General features: G+C 35.1%; 13 protein-coding genes and 1 tRNA gene. 1 reads left to right on the top strand and 13 read right to left on the bottom strand.

From position 1 onward, the window contains the following. From ABS911_RS11290 to ABS911_RS11230, 13 genes are all read right to left on the bottom strand, one after another. Positions 1 to 157, bottom strand: a 157-nt coding sequence (locus ABS911_RS11290; protein WP_350452471.1) for a glyceraldehyde 3-phosphate dehydrogenase NAD-binding domain-containing protein, incomplete at its 3' end; no start/stop codon positions are given. A gap of 41 nt (positions 158 to 198) precedes the next feature. After that, a complete protein-coding gene (locus ABS911_RS11285; protein ID WP_350467674.1) occupies positions 199 to 1,236 on the bottom strand; it encodes a sugar-binding transcriptional regulator in 1,038 nt (345 codons plus the stop codon). 272 nt (positions 1,237 to 1,508) lie between these two features. After that, complete coding sequence (locus ABS911_RS11280) at positions 1,509 to 2,036, bottom strand: DsbA family protein (RefSeq protein ID WP_350467673.1); 528 nt, start codon at positions 2,034 to 2,036, stop codon at positions 1,509 to 1,511. 185 nt (positions 2,037 to 2,221) lie between these two features. Continuing rightward, complete coding sequence (gene clpP, locus ABS911_RS11275; protein ID WP_013710060.1) at positions 2,222 to 2,815, bottom strand: ATP-dependent Clp endopeptidase proteolytic subunit ClpP; 594 nt, start codon at positions 2,813 to 2,815, stop codon at positions 2,222 to 2,224. Between the two features lie 320 nt (positions 2,816 to 3,135). Next, positions 3,136 to 4,116, bottom strand: a complete 981-nt coding sequence (locus tag ABS911_RS11270) for a tRNA dihydrouridine synthase (RefSeq protein ID WP_350467672.1) — start codon at positions 4,114 to 4,116, stop codon at positions 3,136 to 3,138. Positions 4,117 to 4,469: 353 nt separating this feature from the next. Beyond that, positions 4,470 to 4,541: transfer RNA gene (locus tag ABS911_RS11265), tRNA-Arg, on the bottom strand. A 176-nt stretch (positions 4,542 to 4,717) separates the two neighbouring features. Then, complete coding sequence (gene whiA, locus ABS911_RS11260; RefSeq protein ID WP_350467671.1) at positions 4,718 to 5,674, bottom strand: DNA-binding protein WhiA; 957 nt, start codon at positions 5,672 to 5,674, stop codon at positions 4,718 to 4,720. 34 nt (positions 5,675 to 5,708) lie between these two features. Beyond that, positions 5,709 to 6,725: a gluconeogenesis morphogenetic factor MgfK gene (gene mgfK, locus ABS911_RS11255; protein WP_350467670.1), complete on the bottom strand. Its 1,017-nt coding sequence runs from the start codon at positions 6,723 to 6,725 to the stop codon at positions 5,709 to 5,711. After that, positions 6,722 to 7,609 (bottom strand): RNase adapter RapZ, encoded by an 888-nt coding sequence (rapZ, locus tag ABS911_RS11250; protein ID WP_350451136.1) that lies wholly within the window; start codon positions 7,607 to 7,609, stop codon positions 6,722 to 6,724. Before rapZ ends, mgfK begins: the two co-directional genes overlap by 4 nt. Before the next feature lie 246 nt (positions 7,610 to 7,855). Then, positions 7,856 to 9,583 carry a phospho-sugar mutase gene (locus tag ABS911_RS11245; protein WP_350467669.1) on the bottom strand — a complete coding sequence of 576 codons (1,728 nt, stop codon included), beginning with the start codon at positions 9,581 to 9,583 and terminating at the stop codon, positions 7,856 to 7,858. Between the two features lie 457 nt (positions 9,584 to 10,040). Continuing rightward, a complete protein-coding gene (locus ABS911_RS11240) occupies positions 10,041 to 11,390 on the bottom strand; it encodes a PTS sugar transporter subunit IIC (protein WP_350467668.1) in 1,350 nt (449 codons plus the stop codon). 161 nt (positions 11,391 to 11,551) lie between these two features. After that, complete coding sequence (locus ABS911_RS11235) at positions 11,552 to 12,844, bottom strand: PTS sugar transporter subunit IIC (protein ID WP_502880538.1); 1,293 nt, start codon at positions 12,842 to 12,844, stop codon at positions 11,552 to 11,554. Between the two features lie 112 nt (positions 12,845 to 12,956). Beyond that, entirely contained in the window at positions 12,957 to 13,856 is a 900-nt protein-coding gene (locus tag ABS911_RS11230) for a DUF7916 family protein (RefSeq protein ID WP_350467667.1), read from the bottom strand. A 376-nt stretch (positions 13,857 to 14,232) separates the two neighbouring features. Between ABS911_RS11230 and ABS911_RS11225 the strand changes: the two genes are divergently transcribed. After that, positions 14,233 to 15,420, top strand: coding sequence for an ROK family transcriptional regulator (locus tag ABS911_RS11225; RefSeq protein WP_350467666.1), 1,188 nt, complete (start codon positions 14,233 to 14,235; stop codon positions 15,418 to 15,420). Positions 15,421 to 15,561 lie beyond the last annotated feature (141 nt).

The raw sequence follows: 15,561 nt of genomic DNA, 5'->3' as shown, positions 1-15,561 counted from the left end.
GTCCTTGTGTTGTATCATATTTTAATAAGTGAGCTAACATTTTTGGATCTGTTAAGTCGTTAACTGCTACCACTTCAATACCTTCTAATTCTTGAATACGACGGAATGCAAGACGTCCAATACGTCCAAAACCGTTGATACCTACTTTAACTGTCATAAATAGATTTCCTCCTTTAGGAATCATGCAATATATTTATTTTAAAGGGTTATCCCTGTTAAAATCTCGTTAGCAGCACCCTCATCTGTGATGAGCCACGTATGGCGTGGTGCTTTTTTCATATGAGCCTCAATTGCTTTCGCTTTGGATTTACCACCAGCTACTGCGAGCACACTAGCAATATCTGCCAGTTTATCAGATTGCAAACCAATGCGTGGAATTTTATACACCACTTCACCAGACTGATTGTAAAATTCTCCAAACGCTTCCCCAACTGCTGCTTTATTTTCAATCAGAGCTAGAACCTCTTCGTTCATTCCTCTGCGTTCTGCCATAAGCTTAGCGTCTCCGATACCATATAAAACACAATTCGCATCGTCAACCAACTTAAGTGTTTTTTTAATTCCCGGTTCTTGTAATAGCGGTTTATATGTTTCTACGCTTACTTGCTCCGGAACATAAAGAACACGGTTTTCGCCACCCGTTTTTTGTGCCATTAAAGCACTAATAGAATTAGCTTGAATATCGACCGATTCTCCTAAACCACCTCTGGCAGGAACAAACATTAACTTTCTTTTGCGAGAAAGAGTTTCATTCATTTGATTTGCCGCTTCTGCCATAGTAGTACCACCCATAACAGCAATGATATTATTGCCTTCTGGAAGTAAAAAGTCTAAAGCTTCTACCGCAGCACGGCCCATCTCTTCATGTAATTTCGACTGTTCATCTACATCACCAGAAATAATCACACATTGTTCAATCTCCAAATAAGAAGCGAGTTTTTTCTCTTTCTCTTTCATCCCCAACAGTTGACCCATTAACTGATCTAATTGGTGGTAAATGGATTCCCCTTTTTCGGTTAACTCCATTCCCATTTTTGAAGTTTTTATTAGTCCTTGTTTCTTTAAGCCTTCTGATTCCGTACGTAAAACACGTTCTGTAATTCCCATACGATCAGATACCACTCTTCTTCCAACAGGTCCTAATAAAAAGACATTGCGCAAAATTTGGTAACGATTCTGAAGTGTATACATGATATCTGGAATGACTTCTTCGATAACAGATAATACATTTTGCATAAGCGACCTCTTTCTACGTTGGTCGCTTTGTGACCGCGTTAGTCGTTTAGCGACCATTGTTACTTAAAAAAACAAGAGAATCAAAAATGAAAATCAAACTTTCAGTTTCCTGTACTTGTTTTTTTATCATTCAACAACAGTACTAAACCAAGTACTATTACCATCTCTCACAACGTTAATTGTACCAGTTATCTAGTAATCTTTCAACTGTTATGTTTATAAGTTTTTCATTAAAATCGTGAAGAAGATATGTCTTTTTCACAAGCCATTTCTTAAATCCGTGCTTCAATCAAGTTTTTAAGTTCTTGTTGCGTAATATGTTCATCGAAAATTTCTTCATCAATAAACACTGTTGGTACAAATACGACATTTGCTTCATTTGCTTCTTGGATAATTTCTTGAGCTGCTGCTTCATTTGATTGTAAGGATAAATTTCTTTTCTCAACTGCATAAGCAGCTATATCATCAACCGATTCTAAATATCCCCACTCTTCTTGGTGAGCAAAAAAGAAATCGATATCTTCAAGCGCTTTTTCAGGATTTGAATAATCTAAATAACGGTGTACAACATTTCCTTTTTTCAAACTTGGTTTTTCTTTATCAAAATGTTTAATGATTCGCTGCACTTTTCCAGCAAAAACATATTCGTTTAATATATCTTTTGAATCTTCATACCACATTTTACAATATGGGCATTTTAAATTAATAAATTCAATCACTTTAACTGGCGCGTCATCACTTCCAATTTTAATTCCATTAGTTGTATTTACTTTGTCTGCCTTTATGTTGCTAATATCCATTAAATATCCTCCCTCATTAACTTGTTAATTACATTATACAGATAATATTGTATCAATTAAATGGATTCGACTTATTTAGTCGTTCCACGGACCAATAGAGCAAAAAAAGAGACCGAAGCGCTGCTCCAATCTCTTTTTTTCTTTACTCTTCAATTGTATGCCTTATCTAAACAGGTTTGCACTGCTTAGCTTAATGCTGAACTATTTTCCATGATTTCATCAATCAAACCATAAGCTTTTGCATCTTCTGCAGACATATAGTTATCACGATCAGTATCGCGTTTGATTACTTCAATAGGCTGTCCTGTACGATCTGATAAAATTTTATTCAAGCGTTCACGTGTGTTAAGAATGTGACGAGCAGCAATTTCAATTTCAGTAGCTTGCCCTTGAGATCCGCCCGATGGTTGGTGAATCATAATTTCAGCATTCGGTAACGCATAACGTTTTCCTTTTGTACCAGCTGTCAATAAGAAACTACCCATTGAAGCAGCCATTCCCATTGCTATAGTTTGTACATCTGCTTTAATAAAGTTCATTGTATCAAAAATCGCTAAACCAGCAGTCACACTACCACCTGGAGAATTAATATAAATATAAATATCTTTTTCAGAATCTTGTGCATCTAAAAATAGTAGCTGAGCGATTACAGCATTTGCTAGATCATCGTCTACTGGGCCACTTAACATAATAATACGGTCTTTTAAAAGACGTGAATAAATGTCATAGGCACGTTCACCTCTTGATGACTGTTCGATTACTGTAGGGACTAAATTCATAATTTGTTTCCTCCTCAATTGTTCGTTTCTTTTATAGTGTAACTAAACTATTCACACTATGAGTTACTAAGTGTATTTTACTCCATTGGTCAAAAAAGGTCAATTTTTTTCGTTTGCTAATTTTGAAAAAAAAGTGATTAGAATTCATACTCTAATCACAAAAATAACCTTAAGACTTTGATACAATTTAAACACTTTCAATAAAATAATTATAACATAAATAAATTATCCAAAAAATTAAAAGCTTCTAAATGATCATAATCTACATTACCTTTTATCCACCATAAAAGTTGAAACTATTAATGGTAAGGTACCCATTGTTATTCCCCTAAAATATCCTTATTCTTTTCTTCAAATTCATCAAGCAATACTCGAGCTTCATTTGTTGTTTCTGTTTCCATCAACTGCACTCTTAAATCACTCGCTCCACGAATACCACGAACATAGATTTTGAAAAAGCGACGAAGTGGTCTGAATGAACGGGGTTCATCAACTGTATACTGATCAAAAAGATCTAAGTGCAATCTAAATAAATCCAGCAACTCTCGACTGCTGTGCTCTTTTGGTTCTTTTTCAAATGCATAAGGGTTATGGAAAATGCCTCGCCCGATCATAACGCCATCCACACCATATTCTTCCACAAGTTTTAAACCTGTTTCGCGATCCGGAATGTCTCCATTGATCGTCAAAAGTGTCTGAGGTGCAATTTCATCACGCAATTTTTTTATTTCTGAAATCATTTCCCAATGAGCATTGCCTTTACTCATTTCTTTTCTTGTCCGTAAATGGATAGAAAGATTGGCAATATCTTGTTCAAAAACGTGTGTCAACCAATCACGCCATTCATCGATATTTGTATAGCCAAGTCGGGTCTTAACACTTACCGGCAGTCCCCCTGCTTTTGCTGCTTGGATCAAATCTGCAGCAATGTCAGCACGGCGGATAAGACCACTACCTTTTCCTTTACCTGCCACATTCGGTACCGGGCAGCCCATATTAATATCGATTCCTTTAAAACCTTGTTCTGCCATACCAATGCTCATTTGGCGGAAGTGTTCTGGTTCGTCTCCCCATATATGAGCTACCATCGGTTGTTCGTCTTCAGTAAATGTTAAACGACCACGGACACTATCGCGTCCTTCTGGATGACAATAGCTAACAGTGTTTGTAAATTCTGTAAAAAACACATCTGGTTTGCCTGCTGCACTCACTACATGACGAAACACGACATCCGTTACATCTTCCATCGGCGCCAATACAAAAAACGGACGCGGCAAATCTTGCCAAAAATTTTCTTTCATTTTAACTAATCGATCCTTCCGTAATGGGTTGTCAGCTTATACTTTCACCCAAGTTATAACTATCTAATCTAACTAACAGTTCAATAATGATTTTTTAACAGTTGGAATTATACAGCCAATTGTAAAATAAGTCCAATTCGTTTCATTTAAGGAACTCTATTGAAACTTCTATTCACTGAAAATTCCAGGAACTGTTTTTGGACGAAATGAGATAGAAAAAAAGATCCAAAAATCGTAAGTGTTTCCACGAAATTCGGGTCTGAATTTTACATGTATTTTCTTCAATAATATGCGTTAAATGTGCGATACACATTTCAAATTGTTGCTAAATCAACATTTTCCTCATACTCAAATGCCCCCTGAGGGAATCGAACCCCCATTTCAAGAATCGGAATCTTACGTGATATCCATTACACTAAGGGGACTACTAGACTCAAACAAACTTGTTTAAGATGCTGTCCTATTTTGACAAACGTCAAAATACCAACTATTACAGTGTAGCCCAGTTATAATGAAAAAACAAGCAGAATTTCTAGACTGACCAAGCCTATCATTCCCTTCATATCGAGAAATTTCTTGCATATCTCTGTACATGCATTTTTTAATTGCTTACAGTAGATCGTGTAATTTCCTTAGTTCTTAGCTTTTCAGCCATCTCATTCAGTTTACGCAACCGATGATTGATTCCGGATTTACTGATCGTTCCACTAGGGATCATTTCTCCTAATTCTTTTAATGTCACTTCAGGATATTCTAAGCGCACAAGCGCAATTTCTCTTAGTTTTGTTGGGATTTTATCTAACCCAATCATATCATCGATAAATTTAATGCTTTCAATTTGTTTACTTGCAGCATCGATCGTCTTATTTAAATTGGCATTTTCACAATTGACCAAACGATTTACTGAATTTCTCATATCTCTGATGATCCGTACATCTTCAAACTTAAGCATGCCACTTGTCGCACCAATTAAAGCTAAAAAATCCGCAATTTTTTCTGCTTCTTTCAAATAAGTAATATACCCATTGCGTCTTTCTAACGTACGAGCATTCATATCGAATTGATTCATCATTTGACAAATATCATCGTTATGTTCCTCGTAACTTGAATGAATCTCAAGATGGTAACGACTTGTTTCTGGATTATTCACAGATCCTCCTGCTAAAAAAGCGCCCCGTAAATACGATTTTACTTTTTGAGTATTCATCATTACTTCATCTGAAACATGGCTATGAAAAGACATCCCTTCCATAATAGATAAATCTGAGAGTACCTCTTTCGTTCCATGTTTTAACCGTACAATGTACACATTATTTTTCTTTAATTTCATTTTCCGTCGAACCAGTAGTTCACTTTCAACATCAAAATGATCTTTCAACAACACATAGATTCTTCGTGCAATAGCTGCATTTTCAGTTTGTATATTTAAAATAAATTTTTTGTCCACTAATCCAACCGTTCCATTCATACGAATTAATGCAGCTAATTCAGCTTTAGCATGCTCCCTATGAACCTCTAATTGAGTTAATTCTTTTTTTACTTCTGAAGCGTAAGACATGGAGTAAGCCCCCTTTCTTTTTTTATGCGTTTATTTAGTAACTATTTCTTTTTTCTAACCTTCTATTGTCAAAAGCCAGTTTAAATAATTCATCCACAACTTTTGTTCCATTATGAAAGACTCCTTGATTTCTTAATTCAAGGAAATCATCCGATATAATAGAAGGAACTTCCTCAGCTAATCCTTTAAAATCATGAGCTACTTGTACTAAGTATTCATTGTAGCGCTCGGTATCCATATAATTTTCCGGAACTTCACCAATATTAACTAAAACCGTATCAATGAATTTTTTATCTAGGTGTTGATGCAATACACATACGTGATCGGCGTCCGTAAATTTTTCGGTTTCGCCAAGCTGAGTCATTATATTACAAATGTAAACGACTTTTGCTTCAGTCTCTTTGACTGCTTTTCCTAAATCATCAATCATTAAATTGGGTAAAATACTTGTGAATAAGCTTCCTGGTCCTAAAACGACCATATCTGCATCATGAATAGCCGCAATGACTTTTCTAGAAGCTTTTGCTTTATGATCATCTTCTGTTGTCGTTACATACACACGTTCTATTTTTTTTCTTTCTGTGGCAATTTTTGATTCCCCTGAAATTTTAGAACCATCCTCAAAAATGGCATGCAAAATCAATGCCTCTTCTGCTGCTGGATAGACATGTCCATCTACCAACATCATTTTAGACAATAATTGAATGGCTTCAAAAATACTCCCTCTCATTTCAGACATAGCCGCAATGATCAGGTTCCCAATTGAGTGCCCCGCTAAAAAGTTATCATTTGTATCAAAACGATACTGAAAAATATCTTTTTGAGCAGCAGGAATATTGGAAAGTGAGATCAGTACATTGCGAATATCTCCTGGTGGAACGATATTGGCATAATTTCTTAGCGTCCCACTACTTCCCCCATCGTCAGCAACGGTTACAATGGCTGTTACATCTGCTTCTTTTGATTTTAAACCATTCAAAATTACAGGTAATCCAGTACCTCCGCCAATGACCACAATTTTAGGTCTATTTTTCTTTCTTTCTTGTATCATGAACGATTCACCGATTCTTTAACCTTCCCTTTATCGCGATGAGTAACATGAACAGGATACCCATCAATTTCAATTTTCTGAGCAATCCGTTCCACTAAGGCTACTGAGCGATGTTTTCCACCCGTGCAGCCAATTGCGATAGTAACGTTGTTTTTACCTTCTTTTTTGTATCCCGGCAAAATATACTCTAATAAATCTGTAAATTTACGATAAAATATTTCTGTTTCTGGTTGTTTCATTACATAGTCATAAACAGGTTTATCTTGACCTGTTAACGGTCTTAAATTATCAATATAATGTGGATTAGGTAGAAAACGAACATCCATCACTACATCTGCATCAATGGGTAAGCCATATTTGAATCCAAATGATACCATTTCAATTCTGAACAACTCCGTGTCAACGGTTTTAAAATTACTATTGATTTTTTCTCTTAATTGTCGTGGCGTCAATTTCGTTGTATCAATCACAATTTGTGCTCGCCCTTTTATGTCTTCTAATAATTCTCTTTCTTTTTTTATTCCTACTATAAGGCGTCCATTCATTGCTAAAGGATGCGTGCGTCGTGTTTCTTTATAACGAGAAACTAATTCTTCATCACTTGCATCTAAATAGACTATTTTTGTCGTCACAAAAGAGGTATTGTCCATTGATTCCAAAGCTGTTACGATTTCTTCAAAGAAGGCTCTCGAACGTAAATCAATCACTAAAGCAATTTTTGTTAATTTACCAGATTCTTTAACTAGTTCCCAAAATTTCGGCAGTAAGCTTGGCGGCATATTGTCCACACAAAAATAACCCATATCCTCAAAACTTTGCATTGCCACTGTTTTACCTGCTCCACTCATTCCAGTAAGAATGACTAATTGTAGACTATCTACCATCTTATTCGCCTCTTTCTTTTGGTTCTTCGGACTTCATCCAACTCATTATAGCATTCCGGGTGTGTCATGTATAGTTATCTCAATCTTTTCATTGAAACTTAATCAATCCTTAGTCAATTTGCCAAAGCTATGACATTTTTGTATTCTAGATTACATAAAAAAATGACCTCCAAACGTTAGATTTTTGGTCTAACATTTGGAGGTCTGTATAAATTTAGTTACTTTGCATTGTTTTTCCGTTATTTTTTATTCATTCACGATTGAATTGATGCTTTCTTCAAGACGAATAACTTTATTTTCAATTTCTACACCTGAATCATCACATGCTCCAATGTAGAATTTGATTTTCGGTTCTGTTCCTGAAGGACGGATAGCAATCCAACTACTGTCGACTAATTTGTATTTCAAGACGTCAGCTGTAGGCATATCAATATCTTCTATTGTCCCATCTTGAAGAGTACGTTTAGCGAGTGAAAAGTCTTCTACCCATTCAACTTCAATTCCAGCAAATTCTTTTGGTGACTCTTCACGGAATTTCACCATCAATGCTTTGATTTTTTCAGCTCCTGTAATGCCTTGCATGCTGATGGAAATCGTTTTTTCTTTAAAATGACCATAATTATGGAAAATTTGTTTCAATCCATCATATAATGTATCGCCTTTTTGTTTATAATAAGCAGCTACTTCTGCAATCAGCACAAGAGCTTGAATAGCATCTTTATCACGTACAAATGGTGCAACAAGATAACCATAGCTTTCTTCAAAACCAAACAAGAATGTTTGACTACCATCTGCTTCATATTGTTTGATTTTTTCAGCAATAAATTTAAACCCTGTTAATACGTCCACCATTTTGACATTAAAACTATCTGCGATTTGAGTAGGCAACTCACTCGAAACAATCGATTTAAGAACCACTCCGTTAGCTGGTAAAGTTCCAGCTTCTTTTTGTGCAGTCAATAAATAGTGTAGCATCAAGCTTGCTATTTGATTTCCTGTCAACACTTCATAATGACCTTCTGCAGTCTTAACAGCTATCCCCAAACGGTCAGCATCTGGATCTGTTGCCACTAAAACATCAGCATCAATTTCTTTACCTAACTTGATGGCGTATTCAAATGCCCCAGGCTCCTCAGGATTCGGAGATTTAACTGTTGAGAAATCAGGATCTGCTTCAGCTTGTTCTGGAACAAGGTAAATAGATTCAAATCCGGCATTTTTCAAAGCTCTTTCACCTAACATTTTTCCAGTTCCATGAAGTGGCGTATAGACTAATTTCATCTCTTTGCTCATTTCCTTCACTAATTCTGGATTAACCGTAACTTTTTTCACATTTTTTAAGTATTCACTGTCTACATCTTCTCCAATAATCGTAAGTAGTCCTTGTGATTCAAGGTCTTCTTGTGATAACACATCAATTTCAAGAATATTTTCGACACTTCGGACATAAGCTGTTAAAGCATCGGCTTCTTTAGGCGGCATTTGCCCGCCATCTTCTCCGTACACTTTGTAGCCATTATATTCTGCTGGATTGTGACTTGCAGTGATCATGATTCCTGCGAATGCATTTAAATGACGAACAGCAAAAGATAATTCTGGTGTTGGACGAAGACTTTCAAAAACAAAAGCCGGAATTCCATGTGCTCCAAGTGTTCTTGCAGCTTCCATAGCAAATTCTGGAGACTTATGTCTTGAATCATAAGCGATTGCGACCCCACGTTTTTGCGTTTCATTTCCAAGACTGTCCATAAAAAGTGCTAGTCCTTCTGTTGCTTGTCTTACTGTGTAAGCATTCATACGATTAACACCCGCGCCAATGATTCCACGCATGCCTGCCGTTCCAAATTCTAGAGGAGCATAAAATGCATCTTCTAATGTATCCGAATCATCTTTCAAAGATTTTAATTCTTCTTTTAATTCAGTTTCTAAATCATTAAAATTTTCCCAAAGTTGATAAGTCTCTCTCCAGCTCATTTCAATTCACCCTTTACATAATTAGTAGTATTTTATTTTTCGTTAACGCTTCCCCTGTAAGTATACCATTTCTTATTCATCCTAGCACACATTTCAATTCAAATAATCGGTTGACCTTTTTATGATTCATTAACCATTCGAATTACAAAAATTAATCTATATGGATAACGATTATTTCCATAAAAAGGGTCTATAATTTTTAGTGTTTGTAGATTTCTAAAATTGATTATACAAAATTTTTGGAGGAATAGGGGTTGCTTGTAGCCGTGTAAAGGATTCAATGCGAATTACAGAGCGTTGACGCTTCAGCGATTACGCTTTGTTTGAGGCTTGAAAGCCTGAAGTTATAAGCTTCAGGCGGTCTCATGACTCTATACAAGCAAACCCGTTCATTCCAGAAGAAATTTTAGTTTGATGCACCAACACTATTTGTCATACAACCTAAATTTTTAACCTTTTAATCATTTATAGTAATTTCATCTAATTCTTTTACTTCTTCAGTACGACCTGGTTCTTCAACTAGTTGGCGACTATTAGAAATTTTAACAAATGGTAAATAAATTAATGTGGAAACGACTATACAAATCAATTGAGTCGCAACTGCTCCCAAACTACCAGCTGTCGCTAAGTAAGCACTGATAATTGGTGGCGTAGTCCATGGAATCATCACTACTGCTTTTCCGGCAAAACCAATATAAGTCGCTACATAACCGATTACACCTGTAATTAGTGGTGTAACGATAAATGGAATAGCTAAGATAGGGTTTAACATGATTGGCATTCCAAATATTACGGGTTCATTAATATTGAATAAACTAGGCCCCATAGATAATTTAGCAATTTCTTTCATATCATCCCGCTTGCCAACGATAAAGATAGCAAATAACAATCCAATCGTTACACCAGAACCACCAATATTCATGTACATGTCCCAGAAAGGCATATTGATAATGTTCGGGATTTCTTTACCTGCATTAAATGCATCTGTGTTGACTGCTATTGAAGCTAGTAACAAAGGTTCGCGAATTGGTTTGATCATTTGGTTTCCATGTATTCCGATAACCCAGAAGAACTGAGCCACGAACATCAAAATTAAAACACCAGGTAATCCTTGCATAACGTTTTCTAACGGTGCTTGAACAACCATATAGATAATATCGTATAGATACATACCAGTTATACGGAAAATAGCAAATCCTGCTGTGGCAATCATGGTAATGGTTAAGATTGTCGGAATCAGTGCTGAAAAACTTCTTGATACATTGGAAGGAACACTGTCAGGCATTTTTATATTTAATTTATCTTGTTTGCCCAACCAAGTGAACAACTCAACTGAAACAATTGCGATAAACATTCCTAAAAATAATCCTTTTGTATCGGTGTAGTTACGAGATAACACATTTTCGACTACACGCATCTTGTCATCCACTAATAATTCTAAAGTTGTTGGGTTGACGGTTATATAACTGATAACTGCTAGTAAACCAGGAAAGTACCCGCTCTCCTTATTTAAATTACCAATTTCCAGCCCTATTAAAAAGACCGCACTAATTGTCAACATATTCATTGTTGCATAGTTAATCGATTGTGCAATCGGTTTCAATTCTTCCAAAAAGGCTAAAGCATCTATTTGTGCCAAACCATTCGTTGAATCAAAAACCATATTAGAAAATAGTGTTGCAAAAGCTCCCGTAATGATGATCGGTATTAGAGCAGTAAAAGCATTTTTGATAGCTATGATATACTTATAGCTGTTAATTTTACTGGCCATATTCCCCAGCATTATGATCCATTTATTATCTTCCATTCTTATCTCCTCCTTTTAATATGTTTTCTACAAAAGAATTGTAACCCTTTTCATTTAAAATGTAAAGACATAAAATAAATTTGTATTTACAACTTTATTTTACACAATAAAAAAGGCTTAACTTTAGTATTAAACAGAAGTTAAGCCTTTTTTTAATTTATCTATTCTTTTACATATATTTCTGACTCTTTAAGCGTTTGTTCATGATCCATTGATTCGCCCAATTCTTCAGCTTTAAAGCGCTTCTCGACTGCAATGAAAAATGGCAAGTATAACAATACATCTAATACAATTAATACAATTTGTAAAATGGAACCACTGATGCTTCCGGTTACTAAAAACCCACTTATGATGGGCGGCATTGTCCAAGACGCTACTGTTCGAGTCAAAGGAACAAGTCCAGATGCCATAGCCAAGTACGCTACAACCACATTAACCATCGGAGCAAGAATAAATGGAACTAACAACATAACATTTAATACCACAGGTAGTCCGAACATAGTTGGCTCATTAATATTAAAAATTCCTGGAACCACAGTAATTGGAGCTAGTACTTTTGTTTGCTTACTTGTTTTTTTCTTTCGAGCTAGATAACCCAACACTAAAACCAAACCAAGCGTTGCACCACCACCACCAATATACACAAGATTATCCATAAATGAGATAGTAAAGATATGTTGCATTTCGGTTCCAGCCTGGTAGGCTGCACGATTTTCATCTAAATTTGCGATCCATAAAGGTTGCATTACCGAGTTGACTACATTTCCTCCATGAATACCAACAAACCAGAACAAACTATTCAAACCTACAACAATCATAGTACCAAACACATTATTTCCTAGTAATCCTAGAGGACCTCCCAAAACAACTTGAGCAATATCATGTAAGTTCGGTAAATTCAATTTTATTAAAATTGCATAGATAATTAACCAAAAAGTAACAATAAATGCTCCTGGTATAATCGCACTAAAACTTTTTGCCACTGCAGGTGGTACTGTTTCTGGTAATTTGATTTGAATATTATGATTAATAAACCACTGATAGATATAACCACTTATTAATCCGATGATAATAGCAACGAATAGACCTTTTGCGGCCATGTAAGTGGTCGGCATCCCAGAACCTGCATCAGAAGTAACAAAAGGAGTGACTACGATGAAAGAAGATAAGGATATAATACCCGATGGAACGCCATCAACTCCAAATTGATTGGTTAAACTATAAGCAATCCCAAAACTGGCTATTAAGCCAATCAACCCAAAACTACTGTCTGTTCCTTTCCATAGAAAATCAGCAACACCTATTTCACCAAGCCATTTTTCCCAACCTGGAACTGGAAAACTAGCAACGACCATAAATAAAGATCCAATGATAATCAGCGGCATCGCTAATGTGATACCGTCACGTATAGCAACAAGAAATTTATTATTTCCTATCTTTGAAGCAATAGGCATTAATTTTTGTTCTAGAAACCCATTAATATTATTCAAGCAAATCTCCTCCTCTATCAACTTTATATTGTCTTAATTGCTCCTTACCCTTTACCAAAATCTCGATTTATCACATTTATCTGTGTATCGACCTTGCCATCATTGAAGCTGTATGGCGCATACCTCGCAATGCTTTACTTAAAGCAAAAATATTTTCTACTGGAGCAATTCCTCCATATCCAGCATCTCCAATATGCTGAATATCCACACCACAAATCTTATTGCGTATTGCAATTTGTTTGATTGTATCTTCATCAGAACTTTCTTGACTGGTTCCAATAGCAGACAATACTAACGCACCTTCTTTGTGAACAGCTTTAACAATTTCTTTCAATTCATTTTCATCAAAACCCGGAACTGTTCCAACTGCAGGAACTAAGATAATATCTGCCCCGGCCTTAATAAATGATTTAACTGTTTTTAAATCAACGATACTTTCTGAAACACCAGCTCCATGCATTTTTCCGGCAATAATTAACCCTGAAAATAGCTTTCTCGTTACGCTAATTGTTTTTTCAATTTGAGTATTTGTAACGCCAGTCCCTGGGTTTCCAGTTAAACAAACAAAATCTAATCCTAAAGATTCAATTTTATTGATCGTTTTTGAATTTGCTTGTCTACCTTCAGCAATAGTTAAGCGATCTTCTGCCATAGTTGCCTCTTCATCAACGGGTTCTAAGTTGACACCAATTGGACGACCAACCAATTTATGTAGTTGATCAACAAATGATTCTTCACTACTGCTTAGTCCAGAAATCTTAGGATTTAACACATCTATTCCATTCAATAGAATCAAATCAGCACCGAATGCTCTAGCAATTTCTGCATTTGTAATGTCTTCAATAAAAGGTTCTCTTCCAACGACGTTTTCAGACATCACAATTCTTCCTTCACTTGCTTTAATACTCTGTTTCAGCTCACTAGCTGTCATACTTATTATTTCTGAAGCATTCGCGCTTATAAATCTTTTTGTCATAATGCAACTCCCTATTCTTGTTTATGTTTTTTAATTATCTTACTTGTACTATTAATACATACAGAGAATGATAACGTTATCATTTATTAGTAAAAGAATTGACTATTGCTCTATATGTAGTTCACTATTCTTTCAACATCGTGTTCCTAACCCTTTCTATTAAAAGTTCCATACCTCCTTTTCACAAATAATTGGTTGTAAATTATAATCAATTAATGCGGTTTTCGATGTTTTTATCTTAAATTAATAATACTTAATTACTAATAACCTTATAATAAATGACATTTTTATTAATGTCAACTTTAAAATAGGCATTAGTTGTTTATAAAAAATAATTAATGAGGTATAATACTTGTGTGAAGAAAAGGAGGACATTATGAGACTTACAAAAAGACAGAACACATTACAAATCAAACTATTAGATATAATTTATACAAAAGGGCCTATTTCAAGAATTGATATTGCTAAAGAAACAGGAATCACACCTGCAACCGTAAGTGAGATTTCTGGAAATTTGATTAATGAGCGACTGATTCACGAAACAGGTGAAGTAAGTTCTCCATTAAATAAATCCGGCAGAAAGAAAATATTATTGGATATTTCTCCTAATCATAGTTTTTATATTGGAGTTGAATTATCTGAAAAATTCTTTTCTTATTGCCTTATTGATAATAGAGGAAGTTTGTTTGAACAAAAAACCATTCAATATAACCAACTACTGTCAGAAAGTAATCTTACAAAGACTCTATTTATTGATGAACTACACTTGTTTATCAAACAGTGTTCTGCTTATCAGCCAAAAGCTATTGGTATTGCTCTACCTGGACATTTTGATGAAATAACTCAGACTATCCTAACAAATAATCTGTTTTGGGAAAATTTCAATCTAGACCAGCTCTTATCTGAGATTGTTTTGCCTATTTATTTTAAAAATAATGTGCAATGTATGGCTTTATCTGAGAGATTGTTTAGCGTTGATAAGAAAATGAGTAACTTTACATTTTTACATGTAGGACGTGGTATGTTTTGTTCCTCTATCTATCAAAATAATCTTTACGGGGATAACGCTGTTTTAGTTGGAGAAGTCGGACATATTGTTGTTCATCCTGATGGCGAGCTCTGTGAATGTGGAAAAAGAGGTTGTTTGCAAACTTATACAAGTGAATCATGGATCATAAAAAAATCTCAAATCCTTTTTGACAACTCTGACAGTACCTACTTAAGACAATTAGCAACCAATCGATCTCATCTAACAATTGAAACAATCCTACAAGCCTACAAATTAGGAGACGAAGGTGTCATAAATATACTTCACAATGCGATTAAGTATCTTTCAATTACACTAAATAATTTGTCGATGATGATTGATATGGATAAAATGATCATTCACGGGGAATTATTTACGGAAACTCAACTTTCAGATTTAATAAACGACTACTTAGAAAATAATAGTACTTTATTAGTAACTGAGAAGAAAATACAAATTGAATTTAAACCTTATTCACCTATCAATGGGGCTATATCAGCTGCTGGTTTCTGTGTAATAAAACAACTCCTGAGTTAATTCATTTTTGCACATCCCACTTTCTTGTTGTTTCATTCCTATCATGTGAAGGATTCAATTACACTTTTTTTCAAACAAAAAAAGAGCACCAAGAACGAAATCGTTCTTGGTGCTCTTTAGTATACCGGCGGCCGGAATCGA

The sequence above is a fragment of the Carnobacterium sp. genome, from assembly GCF_040274425.1.
This window is presented reverse-complemented; position numbering and strand designations above follow the sequence as displayed.

Bases quoted from the DNA above. Each gene is read 5' to 3' on its own strand.
- ABS911_RS11285 (WP_350467674.1), bottom strand. From the start codon at position 1,236: ATGCAAAATGTATTATCTGTTATCGAAGAAGTCATTCCAGATATCATG.
- ABS911_RS11280 (WP_350467673.1), bottom strand. From the start codon at position 2,036: ATGGATATTAGCAACATAAAGGCAGACAAAGTAAATACAACTAATGGA.
- clpP (WP_013710060.1), bottom strand. From the start codon at position 2,815: ATGAATTTAGTCCCTACAGTAATCGAACAGTCATCAAGAGGTGAACGT.
- ABS911_RS11270 (WP_350467672.1), bottom strand. From the start codon at position 4,116: ATGAAAGAAAATTTTTGGCAAGATTTGCCGCGTCCGTTTTTTGTATTG.
- whiA (WP_350467671.1), bottom strand. From the start codon at position 5,674: ATGTCTTACGCTTCAGAAGTAAAAAAAGAATTAACTCAATTAGAGGTT.
- mgfK (WP_350467670.1), bottom strand. From the start codon at position 6,725: ATGATACAAGAAAGAAAGAAAAATAGACCTAAAATTGTGGTCATTGGC.
- rapZ (WP_350451136.1), bottom strand. From the start codon at position 7,609: ATGGTAGATAGTCTACAATTAGTCATTCTTACTGGAATGAGTGGAGCA.
- ABS911_RS11245 (WP_350467669.1), bottom strand. From the start codon at position 9,583: ATGAGCTGGAGAGAGACTTATCAACTTTGGGAAAATTTTAATGATTTA.
- ABS911_RS11240 (WP_350467668.1), bottom strand. From the start codon at position 11,390: ATGGAAGATAATAAATGGATCATAATGCTGGGGAATATGGCCAGTAAA.
- ABS911_RS11235 (WP_502880538.1), bottom strand. From the start codon at position 12,844: ATGCCTATTGCTTCAAAGATAGGAAATAATAAATTTCTTGTTGCTATA.
- ABS911_RS11230 (WP_350467667.1), bottom strand. From the start codon at position 13,856: ATGACAAAAAGATTTATAAGCGCGAATGCTTCAGAAATAATAAGTATG.
- ABS911_RS11225 (WP_350467666.1), top strand. From the start codon at position 14,233: ATGAGACTTACAAAAAGACAGAACACATTACAAATCAAACTATTAGAT.